Below are 17,038 nucleotides of genomic sequence, written 5' to 3'. Positions count from 1 at the left end.
ATGAACGGCTCGAACAAATCCTCGGCGGCAACCCGCAACCCTGGCTACCGGCTGAGCCTGGTAGCCGCCAGCCGTTGCGTGCGTGTGGCGTTCATCCTGCCTGAGCGGTTTTCACTTACCGCGTTTTCCACCGCACTGGATGCCCTCGACACCAGCGCCGAGCTCGATGGCATCGATTATCAGATCAGCTGCTGGTCCATGCCGGGCGGCCCGGTTCGTAGCGACGTAGGCGTAAACCTCGACACCCACGCCATCGTACCTGGCCATTGGCACCACGATGTGCTGGTGGTGGTGGGCGGGCACCGGGTGAAGTTGGCGCCGGACCCTGCGCTCAGCCGAGTGCTGCGCAGCGCCGCCGCGGATCGTGTGGTGGTGTGCGGGTTGTGGAATGGCGCCTTTCAGCTGGCCCAGGCCGGGTTGCTGCACGGGCGCCCCTGCGTGAGCCACCCCGACAGCGGCGGCCCGATCAAGGAATATCACCCGGCACTCGCCCTGGGCAGCACCGGCCATGTGCTCAGCGGCCGCGTCGGCACCTGTGCCGAGGCCAGCGCAGCGCTCGGGTTGATGCTTGAGGTGCGCGCGTTGATCAGCCAGGGCCGCCCATTGGTAGATGCCGGGGCCGTCAAGCGCCTGCATCAACCGGAGCAGATAGCGGCCCTTCAACCGGCCCGGGCTTTGCCGAGGCCGCTCAGCGCTGCGATAGCGCTCATGGAGGAGCACATCGAAGAACCGTTGGACATCGACCAGATCGCCGGGCGTATCGGCGTTTCCCGCCGCCAGCTGGAACGGCGCTTCGCCCGCTATCTGCAAGCTCCTCCGGTGCGGTACTACCTGGAGCTGCGGCTGGCTCGTGCGCGGCAATTGATCGTCAATAGCGACCGCTCGCTCACAGATGTTGCCCTGGCGACGGGGTTCATCAGCTACCCGCATTTCTATCGCCGCTTCAAAGACCTCTTCGGCTTGCCGCCGATGGAGTTTCGCGACACGCACAGCCCGCAATTCAGAAGGCCCCAGGCCACACCGGCGCTGGCGATGAACTGACAGCACACACAACCAGGCCCGCCCGAGAACCGGGAGGGGTAGCCCTGTTCGCCCTGCGAACAGGCCCACACCCAGACGAACATGGCTAAGTACGATGAAAGTTCACTCTCTGCCCGCCGATGACGCCAGCTGTGGCTGGTTCCACTTGAGCGCCCCGCGCACGCCGCGGCCCAGCCACCGTGGCCACAGCGAAGCCCCTTGGGTCGTGGTGGGTGCAGGCTTTACCGGGCTTGCCGCCGCACGGCAGCTGGCGCTGAATTTTCCCAACGACGAGGTTGTGCTGGTCGAGGCCCAGGAAGTGGGCCTTGGCCCCTCCGGGCGCAATGCAGGCTTTGCTATCGACCTGCCGCACGACATCGGCGCGCCGGATTACATCGGCGACATCGCCGTGGCCAAGATCGTGCTCAAGCTGAACCTGGCCGGGCAAACCTTGCTCCGCCAGCAGGTGGAGGCCAACGGCATCGACTGCCAGATGACCGCCTGCGGTAAATACCAGGCGGCAGTGGAAGAGCGCGGCCTGGCAGTGCTCGACGCCTACCGGGGCGGCCTCGACAAGCTCGAGCAGCCCTATCAGATGCTCGGCGAGCAGGAGCTGCCGCAACACCTTGGCACGCATTTCTACCGCCGGGCGCTGTACACGCCGGGCGCCGTGCTGGTGCAGCCGTCGGCGCTCGTCAAAGGCCTTGCCGACAGCCTGCCGGCGAACGTTACGCTTTACGAGCGCACGCCGATCCTGGATGTGGATTACGGCTATGACCGCACCCGGCTTACCCATGCCGGCGGCTCGATCACCGCACACCGGCTGGTGCTGGCCAATAATTCCTTCGGCCAGCACTTTGGCTTCCTGCAAGGGCGCATGCTGCCGATCTTCACCTACGGCAGCATCACTCGCCCGCTGACCGAAGAGGAGCAGGCGCGCCTGGGTGGCAAGCCCTACTGGGGCGCCATCCCCGCCGACCCGTTCGGCACCACGGTTCGGCGCACGCCCGACCACCGCTTGCTGATCCGCAACAGCTTCAGCTTCAACCCCGACGGGCGCAGCAACCCCAAATACCTGCAGCGCTTCCTGCAACGCCACAAGGCGTCGTTCGCCCGGCGCTTCCCGATGCTGCCGAACGTTGACTTCCAGTACACCTGGGGCGGCGCCCTGGCGATGACCCGTAACCACAGCGGCTTCTTCGGCCAACTGGCGCCCAACGTGTATGGCGCGCTGGGTTGCAACGGGCTGGGCGTCACCCGCGGCACCATCACCGGTGCCTTGCTGGCCGATTGGCTGGCGGGGCAGAGCAACGACCTGACCGATTTTCTGCTGGCCTCACCCGGCCCGAACGCCAACCCGCCGCAGCCGTTTCTGTCGGCGGGGGTGAACCTCAACCTGATGTGGGGGCAACGCCGCGCAGGGCGGGAAAGCTGAGGCCAGCGCACTGCCAAGTGGCAGGGCGCCCCCTGCCTTATTACGCATGACTTGATGGAGGCAACACTGTGAACTTCGACGGCATCTTCACCCCCGCGATCACTCCGCTGCAGGCCAGTGGCCAGATCGACCACGCAGGTTTCGCCCAGGTGTTGGAATACCTGATCGAAGCCAAGGTGCACGGCATCGTGGTCGGCGGCTCCACCGGCGAGTACTACGCCCACTCCAACGAAGAGCGGCTGGCGTTGATCGCCCAGGCTCGCGATGTGGTCGGCAACCGCATTCCACTGGTGATCGGCACCGGTGCGATTCGTACTGAAGACTCGATCCTGTTCGCCGAGGCCGCCAAGGCGCAGAAGGCCGATGCCATCCTGGTCGGCACGCCGCCCTATGCGCTGCCCACCCAGCAGGAAATTGCCGAGCACGTGCTGGCCGTAGACAAGGCCGCAGGCCTGCCGATCATGCTTTACAACTATCCCGGCCGCATGAACATGGCCATGGGCCCTGAATTCTTCGACGCCGTAGCCGGTTGCACGAACATCCAGGCGATCAAGGAAAGCTCGGGTGACATGGCCAGCTTGCATCGCCTTGCCACCTGCCAGCCGAACGTGCAGCTCTCATGCGGCTGGGACGACCAAGCGCTGGAGTTCTTCGCCTGGGGCGCGCGCAGCTGGGTGTGCGCCGGCTCCAACTTCGTGCCGCGCGAGCACGTGGCGCTGTACGAAGCCTGTGTGATCGAAAAGGACTTCGACAAGGGCCGGCGCATCATGGCCGCCATGCTGCCGCTGATGGATCACCTGGAAGGGGGTAAGTTCGTGCAGTCGATCAAGTACGGCTGCGAACTGGCCGGCCTGCCCAGCGGCGGCGTACGCGCCCCGCTCAAGGGGCTGGCTGCCGAGGAAAAAGCCGCGCTCGAGCAGGTCGTCGCCCAGCTCAAGAAGAACGTCTCACTGATCACCCAAGGAGCCTGACCATGGCCGACCTGCTGAGCAAACAAGCCTATGCCGACATTGCTGCAAGCCTTGAGCTGCGCACCCAGGCATTCATCGACGGCCGGTTCGTCGCTGCCAAGAGCGGCAACACGTTCGTGACCACCAACCCCGCCACCGGTGCCGAGCTGGCGCGGGTCAGCGCCTGTGACAGCCAGGACGTAGACGTTGCGGTCGCAGCGGCCAAGGCGGCGTTTGAAGATGGCCGCTGGAGTGGCCTGCACCCCACGGCGCGCAAGTCGGTGCTGCAACAGTTCGCCCAGCTGCTCGAAGACAACGCTCACGAGCTGGCTGTGCTGGAGAGCCTGGACAGTGGCAAGCCAATCCGCGAATGCCAGAACATCGATGTACCGGAAACCATCCACACCCTGCGCTGGCATGCCGAGCTGATCGACAAGATCTACGACGCCACTGCGCCGGTTGGCAGCGGCGCCGTCACGATGGTGGTGCGCGAGCCGATCGGTGTAGTGGGCCTGGTGCTGCCCTGGAACTTCCCGTTGCTCATGCTGGCCTGGAAAATCGGCCCCTCATTGGCTGCGGGATGTTCGATCGTGGTCAAGCCTGCGAAAGAAACGACACTTACCGCGCTGCGCGTAGCAGAGCTGGCGCACCAGGCCGGCGTGCCGGCGGGGGTGTTCAACGTGGTGCCGGGCAGCGGCAAGGAAGCCGGTGAGCCCATCGGCCGGCACCCGGACATCGCCGGCGTCAGCTTCACCGGTTCCACCGACACTGGCCGGTTGTTCCTCAAGTACGCTGCCGAATCGAACCTCAAGCGGGTGGTGCTGGAGTTGGGTGGCAAGAACCCGGCCGTGGTCATGAACGACGTCGAAGACATCGATCAGGTCGCACAGCACGTGGTAAATGGCGCGTTCTGGAACATGGGCGAGAACTGCTCTGCTTCCTCGCGGCTGATCGTGCACAGCCAGGTGAAGGATCAGCTGCTCGAGCGCGTGCAGGTGCACCTGCGCGACTGGAAGCTGGGCGACCCGATGGACCCGGAAAACCGCTTGGGCTCGATGGTCAGCAAGGCTCACTTCGACAAGGTGCGCTCTTACCTTGAACACGCCAGCGAGGCCAATCTCAAGGTGGTCACCGGCGGCCAGACTGAGCAGGGCGTGTATGTGCAGCCCACCATCGTCGACGGTGTCAGCCCAGACAGCCGCCTGTTCAAGGAAGAGATCTTCGGCCCCGTGTTGAGCGTGACCACGTTCGACACGCTCGAAGAGGCAATCGAGCTGGCCAACGACACCCACTACGGGCTGGCCGCTTCTGCATACACCGGCAACCTGCGTAATGCGCTCAAGCTGTCGCGGGGTATTCGGGCGGGTATCGTCACCATCAACTGTTTCGGTGAGGGTGATGCCTCCACGCCGTTCGGCGGCTACAAGGAGTCGGGCTTCGGCGGCCGGGATAAATCACAATGGGCACACGACCAGTACACTGAGCTCAAGACCATCTGGATCGACGCTTCGTGATACGTGCGCGCGTTGCCTGATGCGTTCACCTGTGTGTATGGCCGCCGCTGTTTCAGCGGCGGTCTTGATTTCAGGCGTACTGCCAGTTTTTGTAGGGAGCGATCATGGAGCGGCGTACTTTCAGCGGCGGCATCAAGGGCAAGAACCTGCGCTACCTGCAAGGCGGGCAGGTGCCGCCCCCTAGCTGCACGCATGTAGGGTTCGTGTTGCTCGATCACTTCTCCCTGCCGGCATTCACCCAGGCCCTGGACACCCTGGTGACGGCCAATCTGCTGCGCCCCAACCTGTTCCGCACCACCACCTTCAGCCTTCAGGCGCAGGAGGTGCCCAGTGACCTGGGCATTATCATTCGCCCCGACCAGTTGTTGAGCGCCGCTAACCTCGATGGCTTGAGCTTGTTGGTGATCTGTGGCGGCCTGCGCACGCCGCTGCGTGCTCATGCAGAACTCAAGGGGCTGCTGCGCAAGGCATCAGAGAAGGGCATTGCCTTGGGTGGGCTGTGGAACGGCGCCTGGTTCATCGGCCAGGCTGGGCTGCTCGATGGCTACCGCTGTGCCATTCATCCCGAGCATCGCCCGGCCCTGGCCGAAACCGCTCAGCACAGCCAGGTCACCAGCGAAAGCTACATGGTCGACCGTGATCGCTTCACCGCCGCCAGCCCGAACGGGGCGTTCTACATGGTGCTGGAGTGGATTGGCCTGCATCAGGGTACTGACCTTGTGGATGGCATCGTCGATATCCTTGCCTTCGAGGCGTCGCGTTACCGGCGGGTGAACCCGAAGCTGCGGGTGAAAATGACCGCGCCGCTGCGCGATGTGGTAAAGCTGATGGAGGTGAACCTCGAGGAGCCATTGGACCTCGAGCAGATCTCCGGCTACATCGGCCGCTCCCGGCGCCAGATCGAGCGGCTATTCAAAGACCAGCTCAACACCACCCCGCTGCGCTATTACCTGGAGTTGCGCGTGACCGAAGGCCGGCGCTTGCTCCAGCATTCGACGCTGTCGATCGTGCAGGTGGCGGTGGCGTGCGGGTTCGTGTCGCCGAGCCACTTCAGTAAATGCTACACCTCGTATTTCGGGCATCCGCCGTCGAAGGAGAAGCGCATGGAGTTTTGAGCGCTGGCGGGGCGCGCCGGCCGCCCTTCGCTTGGCCAGGTGCGAAGCCCCGGCCACGCCGGTCAGAAGTTGGCCGGTGTATTGGCGCTGATGATTTCTGCTTCGTCCTGGCCGATGTTCTTGAAGCTGTGGGGCAGGGTGGTGGGAAAGTAGTAGCCGTCGCCGGCCTGCAGGATGCTGACCTCGCCATCGATGGTTAGCTCGATAGTGCCGCGGGTGACCAGCCCGCACTCTTCGCCCTCAGGGTGCACGATCGGCTCGCCGCTGTCGGCGCCGGGTGCGTAGAGCTCACGCAGCATGCGCATCTGCCGATCCTTGACCGTGGCGCCTACCAGCAGCAGGCGAACGCCGCGGCGGCCCAGGTCGGGCTGGCTGCCGGCGCGGTAGATGTAGGGGTTGTCGGCGGGCGGTTCGTCGCTTGCGAAAAAATCCGCCAAGGTCATGGGGATGCCTTCGAGCAGCTTCTTCAGGGAACTGACCGAAGGGCTGACCCGATTCTGTTCGATCAGCGAAATGGTTGCGTTGGTGACTCCACTGCGCCGCGCCAGCTCGCGCTGCGAGAGTTGATGGCGTTCACGTACGGTTTTCAGTCGTGGCCCGATGTCCATAGCACCCTTGATGTCAGAAAGAGGAAAGGCCGATCACAACGACAGGCGCATCGACAGGTCGACTGCCTTTACGTCCTTGGTCAGGGCTCCGATGGAAATGTAGTCCACGCCGGTTTCGGCGATCACCTTCAAGGTGGCGTCATTGATGCCGCCGCTGGCTTCGAGCTTGGCTCGGCCTGCGGTGATCGCTACAGCGGTACGCATGTCTTCGAGGCTCAGCTCATCGAGCATGATGATGTCGGCGCCGGCGACCAGGGCCTGCTCGAGTTCGGCAAGGCTTTCGACCTCGACCTCCACGGGCTTGCCCGGCGCGATGCGGTGAGCCGCCTCCACCGCCTGGGCGATGCCGCCACAGGCGGCAATGTGGTTTTCCTTGATCAAAAAAGCGTCGTAGAGCCCGATGCGGTGGTTATGGCAGCCGCCGCAAGTGACGGCGTATTTCTGCGCAAGGCGCAGGCCAGGCAAGGTTTTACGGGTGTCGAGCAGCCGCACGCCGGTGTGCGCCACCTGGTCGGCCAGCGCCTGGGCACGGGTTGCGACGCCGCTGAGCAGTTGCAGGAAGTTCAGTGCACTGCGCTCCCCGGTGAGCAATGACCGGGCAGGGCCCTCCAGGCGAAACAGCACTTGGTCGGCCTCTGCCCGGTCGCCGTCGCCTACCTGCCAGTGCACGGCAACGCGCGGGTCGAGGGTGCGGAACACGGCGTCTACCCAGGCACTACCGGCGATCACGCAGGGCTGGCGGGTGATCACCGCAGCGCTGGCCAGCCGATTCTGCGGAATGAGCTGGGCAGTGATGTCTCCGGCGCCGACATCTTCGGCCAGTGCCCGGCGCACGTTGGCGTCGATCTCGGCGCTGAGGGAGGCAAGGCTGAGGTTCGGCATGGGGGGCTCCAAGGCAAAGTGCGGCGGATTATAGGGCAGCAAGCCAGGAGCGCGAACCCTCGGCGCCTGCCATCGAATGATTTTCCCAGGCCAGTGTGATGCCTTTGATCGGAACGACGGAGCAAAACGCAATTTCCGTTGTCAATCATTCCACGAGAGTACCGCCTTCATCCCAATTCGATGCGCCGTTAAATTGGCGCTTTTTTGATGGCGCTTTCCGCCGAGTGGATGAAACCAACTTCAGATTCGCCTCTCAAAGTTGCACGAAACCTTTCTGGCCGCGCCCTGCGCGGCTGTTCATCCACTGCGGCATGGATTCGCCGATCAAGGAGCCGAGCATGCAAAACGACGGCAAAGTAGTGCACCTCAATGCTGCGGCGGACCTCGCCGCTAGCGCGCCGCTGGCACGTTTGCCGGTGGTGGTGCTGCAGGTGCGCGACAAGGCCGCCCAGCAGTTGCGTGAGGGCTTGCAAGCGCTGTTCGATAATGCTGACGATACCTTGTTCGAGATGGCCGACAAGGCCTCCAGCAACAATGAGCAAAACCTGTTCTTCGAAGCCATGCGTGACCTGCGCCTAAAGCGCAAGAACATCGAGCGGGGTTTTCTCGACAAGTTCTACGAGGCCTTCGTGCGCGTTGGCCAGTACGACGTGGGCCAGGCACGCCCGGCACCGATGAACTACGACAAGCTCGCGCTGGTGCCCAACGAAGAATTGGAGCGCACGGTGGCGCTGGACTCTATGGTCAACAAAGTGCTGGCCCGCGATGGCCTGGCACTCACCCAGCTGACCACGCGCCTCAATGCACTGGTTCCGCGGGTGCTGACCGACGACAGCAACCCCCTGGGCCCCGCCATGCTGTGCGATTACTTCGTGCAGGCGGGGCAGACCTTGGGCGTGGAGATCAAGGTCAAGCTGATCATCCTCAAGCTGTTCGACCGTTATGTCCTGGCCGACACCGACCACTTGTACTTCGATGCCAACCAGTTGCTCATCGCTACGGGTATTCTCCCCGAGCTGAAAGTGGCTCCGGCGCGCCGTGCCGATGACCGACCCGGCCGCCGCCGTGCTCCGGAAGACGACAACGCCCCGGCACAGGTAGCCCCGCTGGAAGAGCCGCTGGAGGAGAGCGTCCGGGAAGTGTTCACCGCGCTGCAGGAGCTGGTTCATCAGGTGCGTAGCCTGAAGCCGGCGCGCCGCGAGCCTGCTGCTACGGTACTGCCGATTTCGACCAACGACCTGATGCGTCTGCTCTCGCACCTGCAGCAATACGTGCCTCAGCAACCTGAGCAGGCCGAGGATTACGACCTGCGCATGCAATTGGAGCAGCTGCTCAATCGGGTGAGCCTCAAGAGCGGCAAGGCCCGGGTTGTCGGCACTGTAGATGAAGATGTGATCAACCTGGTCGCGATGTTGTTCGAGTTCATTCTCGACGACCGCAACCTGCCTGACTCGTTGCGCGCACTGATTGGCCGCTTGCAGATCCCGATCCTGAAAGTTGCTGTGCTCGACAAAAGCTTCTTCGCCCGCTCCAACCACCCAGCGCGGCGCTTGCTCAACGAGATCGCCCAGGCTGCCATGGGCTGGAGCGGCCGTGACGACTTTCAGCGCGATGCGCTGCACGGGCGCATCGACCAGATCGTACAGCGCTTGCTCAATGATTTTGTCGATGACACTTCGCTGTTCTCCGAGTTGCTGGTGGACTTCCTGGCGTTCACTGCCGAGGAGCGCCGGCGCAGCGAGCTATTGGAGCAGCGCACCCGTGACGCCGAAGAGGGCCGTGCCCGTGCCGAGCTGGCGCGCCTGCACGTTCAGTTCGAGCTCAACCGTCGCCTGCTGGGTAAAACCCTGCCGCAGGTAGTGGTGCGCTTGCTGGAGGAGGCCTGGAGCAAGGTGCTGTTGCTCACCTGGCTCAAGCATGGCGAGCAGGCACCTGAATGGCAGGCGGCGCTGGCGACCATGGACGATCTGGTCTGGAGCGTAGAGCCCCACGATGGCGCCCAAGCGCGTAACCGGTTGTTGAGCCTGGTGCCCGGCTTGCTCAAGGCACTGCGCGAAGGCCTGACCAGCGCGGCGTTCGACCCTTTCGCCACGAGTGACTTCTTCAGCCAGCTCGAAACCCTGCACGTGCAGGCTATTCAGCGCACCTCTCTGACCGAGGCGACGCTGCAGGCTGACGACGACATCGCGCTGGTTAAGGTAGAGAGCGAAATCGTGCTGGACGGCCAAGGCCCGGCAAAGGCTCCCGACGCGCCGCCCGCCTTGCCGGAGGCGGACCCTGCCGTTCAGCAGGCCGCCGCACTCAGGCCAGGGACGTGGGTCGAGCTGCTGGAAGAAGATGGCGAGCCGCTGCGCTGCAAGCTGACGACCATCATCGAAAGCACCGGCAAGTACGTGTTCGTCAACCGCACGGGCATGAAGGTGCTGGAGCGCACGGCTGCGTCGCTGGCGTTGGCGATCCAGCGCAATGAGTTGCGCGTGCTGGATGACAACTTGCTGGTCGACCGTGCCATGGACGCCGTGGTGGGCCGCCTGCGCCTGCTAAAGAGCGCCTGAGCCCTTTATGATGCCGCCCTTGCGCGGCATACTCGGGCGCAACGCGGTTTAACGGCAAGGACGGTTTATGCTTCCCCAGGCGATCCGGCTGGATCCCGAAACGGGCTGGTGCCACGGCGCGCGGCACTGCCCCTCTCCCAATTTCAACGAACGCCCCAGCGGTGAAGTGTCGTTGTTGGTGATTCACAACATCAGCCTTCCTCCAGGGCAGTTTGGCACCGGGCGGCCGGCGGCGCTGTTTCAGAACCGCCTTGACCCTGCCGAGCATCCCTATTTCGAAGGTATTGCGCACCTGCGGGTGTCAGCGCACTTTCTGATCGAGCGCGATGGCGCGTTGACCCAGTTCGTAGGCTGTCATCAGCGCGCCTGGCATGCAGGTGTGTCGCGTTTCGAAGGGCGGGAAGGCTGCAACGACTTTTCCTTGGGGGTCGAGCTGGAGGGAACCGATGACTTGCCTTTCACCGAGGCCCAGTATGATTGCCTGAAGGTGCTGACGGCTGAGTTGATCCGCTGTTTTCCAGCCATCGATGCCGCCCGCGTGACAGGCCATAGCGATATCGCGCCGGGGCGCAAGACGGACCCTGGCAATTGTTTCGATTGGGTGCGCTACCGCGCTGATGTGTTCGAAGGGGAGGGGCAATGACTTTTCTGGTGCTGCTGATCGTTGTCTGGATCGAGAAATTCTCGGCCCTGCGCCAGCGCCTGCAACGCGACGGCTTCCTGCTGGGCGAGCTGGCACGCCTTGAGCGAATGCCTGCTCTGGCCCGTGAGCCATGGCTGATACTGTTGATTCTGGCAGGTGTGCCGATGGCCGTGCTGGGGCTGTTGCTGGTGGTGATCAAGCCGGTTGGCTATGGCCTGCTGGCCCTGCCGGTTCACCTGCTTGTGCTGGGCTACAGCCTTGGCCGGGGTGACCTTAAAGCTGCGCTTGGGCCTCTACGCGATGCCTGGCGCCGTGGCGACGACACCGCGGCCCTGCATGTTGCCGAGCGCGATATCGGCGAGCGCGCTGAAACCCCCGCGCAGTTGGCCGAGCAGGTGCAAGGCTGGCTGCTGTGGCGTGCGCTGGAAAGCTTTTTCACCGTCGTGTTCTGGTACGCCTTGCTGGGGCCTGTCATGGCGTTGGGGTATCGGTTGGTGGCGCTGGTTGCCGAGCATAGCCGTCACGCCCCCCTGGTGGAGCGTGCCGCACAGCTGCGCCATGCGCTGGACTGGCTACCCGCGCGGCTGCTGGGTGCCAGCTTTGCCCTGGTCGGTAATTTCATTGCGGTCATGCGCCTGATGCTTCAGGAGCTGCTGCACTGGTACATCAGCGCCCGTGAGCTGGTGGGCCAGGCCGGCCAATTGGCCATTGGCGCAGAACCCGAGCAGCCTGTGGCGGGCCTGGATGCCCTGTGGTCTCTGCTGCAGCGGGCAGCAGTGCTCTGGTATGTGGTGCTGGCGATAGCGACGTTGCTCAACTAGGGGCTGGCCCCTGGCAAAACCTAGCCGTAATTCAGAGGCCATAATGCCGGAATCTCTCACTCGCCCTGTATGTGCCCCCCTACTGGCACCCGGTGAAACCGTGGTGCTCTTCGATGGCGTCTGCAAGCTCTGCAATGGCTGGGCAAAATTCCTGATGCGCCACGACCACCACCGGCGCGTACGCCTGGCGGCGGTGCAGTCGCCGCAAGGGCAGGCTTTGCTCGAGTGGGCAGGTTTGCCCCTCAATGACTTCGACACCATGGCGGTGATCAACGGCCGCCATTACTGGGTGCGCTCGGAGGCGTTCTTCGAAGTGGTCAGCCGCTTGCCTGCGCCTTGGCCGCTGCTGCGCGTGCTGCGGCTATGCCCACTTGGAGTGCGCGACTGGCTCTATGACCGCGTCGCGCGCAATCGCTACCGGTGGTTCGGCAAGCACTCCAGCTGCATGGTACCCAGCCCGGACCATGCTGGCCGGTTTCTCTAGGGCTCGCTCTGAGGCGCTAGGCCCTTGCCTTGCGGGCTACCGGCCGCAGCAACTCGTCGGGCGGCATTTCGCAGCCGATCTTGCGGCCTAGAAGCGCCTCGATGGCCGGTAATTGGTAGGCATCGTCTTCGCCTGCGAAGCTGATCGAGACCCCAGAGGTGCCCGCACGGCCAGTACGGCCTATTCGGTGCACGTAGTCGTCCGGGTCTTCGGGCAGGGTGAAGTTGATCACGTGGCTGATACCGTCGATGTGGATGCCGCGGCCTGCCACATCGGTGGCCACCAGCACGCGGATCTGCCCCGAGCGGAAGGCTTCGAGGGTCTTGATGCGCTTGTGCTGCGGTACATCCCCGGAAAGCTGGGCAGCGTTGACGCCGTCACGCACCAGGCGCTCCTCTACCCGGCGCACTTCATCCTTGCGGTTGGCGAACACCATCACCCGCTCCCAGCCGTTGTCACTGACCAGGTTGTAGAGCAGTTTGTACTTGTCGGCGGCGGCCACGGCATAAACGTGCTGTTCCACCGTCTCGCTCGCCACGTTTTCCGGCTCGATTTCGACGATGGCCGGGTTTACCGTCCATTGCCGCGCAAGGTTCATCACGTCATCGGTGAAGGTGGCGGAGAACAGCAGGGTCTGGCGTTCGCTCTTGGGCGGGGTCTGGCGAATGATCGAGCGCACCTGCGGGATGAAACCCATGTCGAGCATGCGGTCGGCCTCGTCGAGCACCATCACCTCAACCATGTCCAGGTGAACCTCGCCGCGTTGCTGGAAGTCCAGCAGGCGGCCCGGCGTGGCCACCAGGATGTCGCAGTAGCGGCTTTCGAGCTGCTTGAGCTGCTTGTCGAAGTCCATGCCGCCGACGAAGGTCATGACGTTCAGCGGGGCGTAGCGAGTCAGTGCCTCGGCGTCCTTGGCGATCTGTACCACCAGTTCGCGCGTTGGGGCGATGATCAGCGCCCGGGGCTCGCCCATGAAGCGTTCCGCGGGGGGTGGGGTTTGCAGCAACTGCTTGATGGTGGAAATCAGGAACGCTGCGGTCTTGCCCGTACCGGTTTGTGCGCGGCCTATCGCATCCTGCCCTTTGAGGGTGTACCCCAGCACCTGCGCCTGGATCGGCGTGCAATAGGGAAAACCCAGCTCGTGAATGGCGCGCATCAGCTCGTTGCCGAGCGGAAAGTCGTGGAAGCGGGTTTTGCCTTCCTGCGGCTCGACGGTGAAATCTTCCGGGCGCCAGGCAGGGGCGGCAGGTTTGGGTGGGCGCGGCTTGCGCGCGCGTTCGCGGCGCGGCTGGGCTGGCCGGGTTTCGGCTGCCGGGGCTGTAGGTTGCGCAGCGGTAGGCGAAAGGGGCGCCTCGGAAGTGGGCGCCACTACAGGCGCCGGGGCGGCCGGCAATGGCTCGGCCTCACCCTTGTTGAATATTTTTTTGAGTGCCTTGAGCACGGTCTTCTCATCGATTGGTTAAGGAATGTACGCCGGGCAGTGTAATGCAAGAACCGGGCGCAGCGTAGTGCCGCACCCTGCATGGCGTTACCCCAGTCGCGCAGCCAGCCAGTCACCGATGTCCTGGATCTCTTCCATCACCACCTCGTGTTCCATCGGGTACTCGCGCCATTGAGCGCTGACGCCTGCCGCCTCGAGTTTGTCGAAGGCCGAGCGGCCCATCGACCGCAGCACGACGCCATCGTGGCTGCCATGCAGGCTCAGCAGCGGGATGGCACGCTGGACGTCACTCAGGGCGACGCTTTCGTCGAAGGTGGGGGCGTAGGTCGAGAGTGCGAGCACGCCGCCCAGCGGCAGGTCTGCTTCTATATAGGCGGTGTGCAGCACCACTGCGCCGCCTTGGGAAAAGCCGGCCAGCAGTGAGCGTGCGGGGTTGATGCCCTGGGCCTGCTGCTCGCTGAGCAGGTTCAGCACCTGGTGCGCAGACGCTTCCAGTTGGGGCTGGTCGATCGCGCGATCCGGGCTCATGGCCCGAATGTCGTACCAGCTTGGCATCGGGTAGCCCTGGTTGATCGTCACCGGGCGGGTAGGGGCCTGAGGCAACACAAAGCGTGTCGTGGGCAGGCGCTGCTGCAGCATGCGGGCAACCGGCTCGAAATCGGTGCGGCTTGCGCCCAAGCCGTGCAACCAGATGACACAGGCGTCTGCCGGTTGCGCGGGTTCAAGGATCAGAGGTGGGGTCATGATTGCTCCAAAACGGTGCCGACGTTACCGGGCAGTGCACTGTTCGGTGCACTGGAACGGGGCGTGAGGTAGGGATAACTGAACAAGTTGTCGCAAGGTTACAACTTTGCCGCTTGACGTGCATGCAAAGGGTTTTTTGAGCCGGTCTGGTATGGGCTTTGCTATAGCAATCAAGAGTGCGCATTTCTCGTCAGCCGGTAACAAACGGATCGGAGACTGTGTACCCGGCTTCTTTGCCACGCCTCGCACCGACGCAAGCGTACAGAGGGGCTAGCGTCAGCAGACAACCTGCGGCGCGACGAGGCAGTGATTTTCCAGGGTAAGGCGCACACCTTTTCCCGATCGCTACACGCTCGTTGCGCCACTCGGCCCAATAACAAGCCAGCACAGGGCCGGCAACTGCCTCACAAGGGCATGGCGTAATTTTAAAGCTCGGACACAACACAGAGCCCATTGGAGGTTTGAATGAAGATGTTGAAATCCACCCTGGCAGTACTGGCCGTCGCAGTCGCCTTCGGCGCAAGCGGCATGGCTCAGGCAGGGGCCACCCTGGACAGCGTGAAGAAAAAGGGCTTCGTCCAGTGCGGCGTCAGCGATGGCCTTCCGGGCTTCTCCGTTCCAGACGCTTCGGGCAAGATCGTCGGTATCGATGCCGATGTCTGCCGTGCGGTCGCCGCAGCGGTATTCGGTGACGCCAGCAAGGTCAAGTTCAGCCAGCTGAACGCCAAGGAGCGCTTCACTGCCCTGCAATCGGGCGAAATCGACGTGCTTTCGCGTAACACCACCTGGACCAGCTCTCGCGATGCGGGCATGGGCCTGATCTTCGCAGGTGTCACCTACTATGACGGCCAAGGCTTCCTGGTAAGCAAGAAACTCGGCGTTTCCAGTGCCAAGGAACTCGATGGCGCCACCATCTGCATCCAGGCGGGCACCACCACCGAGCTGAACGTCTCTGACTACTTCCGCGCCAATAACCTCAAGTACACCCCCATCACCTTCGAAACCTCCGACGAAAGCGCCAAGTCGCTTGAAAGCGGCCGTTGCGATGTGCTGACCTCTGATAAATCGCAGCTGTACGCACAACGCTCCAAGCTGTCCAAGCCTACTGATTACGTCGTAATGCCCGAGACCATCTCCAAGGAGCCTCTGGGCCCGCTGGTGCGCAAGGGTGACGACGAGTGGCTGAACGTGGTCAAGTGGTCGCTGTTCGCCATGGTCGATGCCGAAGAAGCCGGTATCACCTCGAAGAACGTCGAAGAAATGGCCAAGAGCAGCACCAACCCTGACGTGCGCCGCATGCTCGGTGCTGACGGCGAGTTCGGCAAGGACCTGCAACTGCCCAAAGACTGGATGGTGCAGATCGTCAAGCAGGTGGGTAACTACGGCGAAATCTTCGAGCGCAACCTCGGCAAAGGCACACCGCTGGAAATCGACCGCGGCATGAATGCCCTGTGGAAGAACGGCGGCATCCAGTACGCACCGCCCGTGCGTTGATGCCTCCACCAGCGCGCGGCACCGTCGCGCGCTGGTACGGGTAATCGAAATCGACTGAAAGCAGGCGCAGGGATGCGGCCCATTGGCCGTGCCCTGCCTTGCTGTTTTCGCTTGCTCTAGTTTTGATACATATTCGTCGGGGCATCCCATGCATAACACATCTGGCGCACCTAAAGGTTCTTTGCTGACCGACCCGCGTGCGCGAGCCTGGATATTCCAGATTCTCACTGTCGTTCTGGTGATCGGCATCGGCTGGTACCTGTTTCACAACATGCAGGTCAACCAGCAACACCGGGGCATCACCTCCGGCTTTGGCTTTTTCCAGAACTCTGCCGGCTTCGGTATCGCTCAGCACCTGATCGACTACACCGAGGCCGATACGTATTCCCGTGTCCTGGTGATCGGCATCCTCAACACCTTGTTGGTGAGCGTCATCGGCATCGTGCTGGCGACCTTGCTCGGTTTTACCCTCGGGGTGGCACGGCTGTCGAAGAACTGGCTGATCAACAAGCTGGCCACGGTGTACATCGAGACCTTCCGCAACATTCCCCCGTTGCTGCAGATCCTCTTCTGGTACTTCGCAATTTTTCTCAGCCTGCCCGGCCCACGCCAGGCGCACAGCTTCATGGACCTGTTCTTCGTCAGTGCCCGGGGGCTGAACATGCCCGGTGCGGTGCCCGCCGAAGGCATGCGTGCCTTTCTGGTTGCAGTGGTGTTGGCGGTAGTCGGGGTGGTGCTGATGGCCAAGTGGGCTAACAAGCGCTTCGATGAAACCGGCCAGCCGTTCCATAAATTCTGGGTAGGGCTTGCCATCCTGATCGTGCTGCCGGGGCTGTCGGTCCTGGTGTTCGGCGCCCCTGTCCACTGGGATGTTCCAGAGCTTCGGGGCTTCAACTTCACCGGTGGCTGGGTGCTGATTCCCGAGCTGCTGGCGGTGGTGCTGTCGCTGTCGATCTATACCGCAGCGTTCATCGCCGAGATCGTTCGCTCCGGTATTCGCTCGGTCAGCCATGGCCAGAGCGAAGCGGCCCACTCGCTGGGCCTGCGCAATGGGCCGACCTTGCGCAAGGTCATCATCCCGCAAGCCTTGCGGGTGATCGTGCCGCCGCTGACCAGCCAGTACCTGAACCTGATGAAGAACTCGTCGCTGGCTGCGGCGGTGGGCTACCCGGAAATGGTTTCGCTGTTTTCCGGCACGGTGCTCAACCAGACCGGCCAGGCGCCTGAGGTAATGGCAATCACCATGACGGTGTACCTGGCGATCAGTATCAGCATTTCCTTGCTGATGAACTGGTACAACAAGCGCATTGCGCTGATCGAGCGGTGAGGACA

The 17,038-nt window shown here is 63.2% G+C and carries 15 protein-coding genes; 11 read left to right on the top strand and 4 right to left on the bottom strand.

What is annotated here, in order from left to right:
* The 5 genes from F474_RS17865 to F474_RS17845 all read left to right on the top strand — a co-directional run bounded on the left by F474_RS17865 (position 1) and on the right by F474_RS17845 (position 6,034).
* Positions 1 to 1,041: a GlxA family transcriptional regulator gene (locus F474_RS17865; RefSeq protein ID WP_097087443.1), complete on the top strand. Its 1,041-nt coding sequence runs from the start codon at positions 1 to 3 to the stop codon at positions 1,039 to 1,041.
* Positions 1,042 to 1,135: 94 nt separating this feature from the next.
* The gene (locus F474_RS17860) at positions 1,136 to 2,455 is read left to right on the top strand and encodes an FAD-binding oxidoreductase (RefSeq protein ID WP_097087445.1); all 1,320 of its coding nucleotides are present in this window, start codon (positions 1,136 to 1,138) and stop codon (positions 2,453 to 2,455) included.
* A 68-nt stretch (positions 2,456 to 2,523) separates the two neighbouring features.
* The gene (locus F474_RS17855) at positions 2,524 to 3,426 is read left to right on the top strand and encodes a dihydrodipicolinate synthase family protein (protein ID WP_097087447.1); all 903 of its coding nucleotides are present in this window, start codon (positions 2,524 to 2,526) and stop codon (positions 3,424 to 3,426) included.
* A 2-nt stretch (positions 3,427 to 3,428) separates the two neighbouring features.
* Positions 3,429 to 4,919, top strand: a complete 1,491-nt coding sequence (locus tag F474_RS17850) for an aldehyde dehydrogenase (protein ID WP_097087448.1) — start codon at positions 3,429 to 3,431, stop codon at positions 4,917 to 4,919.
* 104 nt (positions 4,920 to 5,023) lie between these two features.
* Positions 5,024 to 6,034, top strand: coding sequence for a GlxA family transcriptional regulator (locus F474_RS17845; RefSeq protein ID WP_097087450.1), 1,011 nt, complete (start codon positions 5,024 to 5,026; stop codon positions 6,032 to 6,034).
* Positions 6,035 to 6,096: 62 nt separating this feature from the next.
* Here the strand turns inward: F474_RS17845 and F474_RS17840 are convergent, their stop codons facing one another.
* Complete coding sequence (locus tag F474_RS17840) at positions 6,097 to 6,642, bottom strand: cupin domain-containing protein (protein ID WP_097087453.1); 546 nt, start codon at positions 6,640 to 6,642, stop codon at positions 6,097 to 6,099.
* A 33-nt stretch (positions 6,643 to 6,675) separates the two neighbouring features.
* Positions 6,676 to 7,524 carry a carboxylating nicotinate-nucleotide diphosphorylase gene (gene nadC / locus F474_RS17835; protein WP_097087455.1) on the bottom strand — a complete coding sequence of 283 codons (849 nt, stop codon included), beginning with the start codon at positions 7,522 to 7,524 and terminating at the stop codon, positions 6,676 to 6,678.
* Between the two features lie 338 nt (positions 7,525 to 7,862).
* Between nadC and F474_RS17830 the strand changes: the two genes are divergently transcribed.
* From F474_RS17830 to F474_RS17815, 4 genes are all read left to right on the top strand, one after another.
* Positions 7,863 to 10,079 (top strand): DUF1631 domain-containing protein, encoded by a 2,217-nt coding sequence (locus F474_RS17830; RefSeq protein ID WP_097087457.1) that lies wholly within the window; start codon positions 7,863 to 7,865, stop codon positions 10,077 to 10,079.
* A gap of 82 nt (positions 10,080 to 10,161) precedes the next feature.
* On the top strand, positions 10,162 to 10,722 hold the full coding sequence (gene ampD / locus F474_RS17825; RefSeq protein WP_097087690.1) for a 1,6-anhydro-N-acetylmuramyl-L-alanine amidase AmpD: 561 nt from the start codon (positions 10,162 to 10,164) through the stop codon (positions 10,720 to 10,722).
* A complete protein-coding gene (ampE, locus tag F474_RS17820) occupies positions 10,719 to 11,543 on the top strand; it encodes a regulatory signaling modulator protein AmpE (RefSeq protein ID WP_097087459.1) in 825 nt (274 codons plus the stop codon). Before ampD ends, ampE begins: the two co-directional genes overlap by 4 nt.
* A gap of 43 nt (positions 11,544 to 11,586) precedes the next feature.
* The gene (locus F474_RS17815; RefSeq protein WP_097087461.1) at positions 11,587 to 12,027 is read left to right on the top strand and encodes a thiol-disulfide oxidoreductase DCC family protein; all 441 of its coding nucleotides are present in this window, start codon (positions 11,587 to 11,589) and stop codon (positions 12,025 to 12,027) included.
* A gap of 16 nt (positions 12,028 to 12,043) precedes the next feature.
* Here F474_RS17815 and rhlB read toward each other — a convergent pair whose 3' ends face one another.
* The gene (rhlB, locus tag F474_RS17810; RefSeq protein ID WP_097087463.1) at positions 12,044 to 13,468 is read right to left on the bottom strand and encodes an ATP-dependent RNA helicase RhlB; all 1,425 of its coding nucleotides are present in this window, start codon (positions 13,466 to 13,468) and stop codon (positions 12,044 to 12,046) included.
* An 87-nt stretch (positions 13,469 to 13,555) separates the two neighbouring features.
* Positions 13,556 to 14,212, bottom strand: a complete 657-nt coding sequence (locus F474_RS17805) for an alpha/beta hydrolase (RefSeq protein WP_097087465.1) — start codon at positions 14,210 to 14,212, stop codon at positions 13,556 to 13,558.
* A 465-nt stretch (positions 14,213 to 14,677) separates the two neighbouring features.
* Between F474_RS17805 and F474_RS17800 the strand changes: the two genes are divergently transcribed.
* Together F474_RS17800 and F474_RS17795 are read left to right on the top strand one after the other, a co-directional pair.
* Positions 14,678 to 15,706 (top strand): amino acid ABC transporter substrate-binding protein, encoded by a 1,029-nt coding sequence (locus F474_RS17800; protein ID WP_097087467.1) that lies wholly within the window; start codon positions 14,678 to 14,680, stop codon positions 15,704 to 15,706.
* Between the two features lie 148 nt (positions 15,707 to 15,854).
* Positions 15,855 to 17,033 carry an amino acid ABC transporter permease gene (locus F474_RS17795; protein WP_097087468.1) on the top strand — a complete coding sequence of 393 codons (1,179 nt, stop codon included), beginning with the start codon at positions 15,855 to 15,857 and terminating at the stop codon, positions 17,031 to 17,033.
* The last annotated feature ends 5 nt before the right edge of the window (positions 17,034 to 17,038 follow it).

The organism is Pseudomonas sp. URIL14HWK12:I12 (assembly GCF_003097135.1).
Classification (GTDB): Bacteria; Pseudomonadota; Gammaproteobacteria; order Pseudomonadales; family Pseudomonadaceae; genus Aquipseudomonas.
This window is presented reverse-complemented; position numbering and strand designations above follow the sequence as displayed.

Coding starts and splice junctions, on each gene's coding strand:
- F474_RS17850 (WP_097087448.1), top strand. CDS start 3,429: ATGGCCGACCTGCTGAGCAAACAAGCCTATGCCGACATTGCTGCAAGC.
- ampE (WP_097087459.1), top strand. CDS start 10,719: ATGACTTTTCTGGTGCTGCTGATCGTTGTCTGGATCGAGAAATTCTCG.
- F474_RS17800 (WP_097087467.1), top strand. CDS start 14,678: ATGAAGATGTTGAAATCCACCCTGGCAGTACTGGCCGTCGCAGTCGCC.
- F474_RS17815 (WP_097087461.1), top strand. CDS start 11,587: ATGCCGGAATCTCTCACTCGCCCTGTATGTGCCCCCCTACTGGCACCC.
- F474_RS17830 (WP_097087457.1), top strand. CDS start 7,863: ATGCAAAACGACGGCAAAGTAGTGCACCTCAATGCTGCGGCGGACCTC.
- F474_RS17840 (WP_097087453.1), bottom strand. CDS start 6,642: ATGGACATCGGGCCACGACTGAAAACCGTACGTGAACGCCATCAACTC.
- F474_RS17860 (WP_097087445.1), top strand. CDS start 1,136: ATGAAAGTTCACTCTCTGCCCGCCGATGACGCCAGCTGTGGCTGGTTC.
- F474_RS17865 (WP_097087443.1), top strand. CDS start 1: ATGAACGGCTCGAACAAATCCTCGGCGGCAACCCGCAACCCTGGCTAC.
- F474_RS17805 (WP_097087465.1), bottom strand. CDS start 14,212: ATGACCCCACCTCTGATCCTTGAACCCGCGCAACCGGCAGACGCCTGT.
- nadC (WP_097087455.1), bottom strand. CDS start 7,524: ATGCCGAACCTCAGCCTTGCCTCCCTCAGCGCCGAGATCGACGCCAAC.
- F474_RS17795 (WP_097087468.1), top strand. CDS start 15,855: ATGCATAACACATCTGGCGCACCTAAAGGTTCTTTGCTGACCGACCCG.
- F474_RS17845 (WP_097087450.1), top strand. CDS start 5,024: ATGGAGCGGCGTACTTTCAGCGGCGGCATCAAGGGCAAGAACCTGCGC.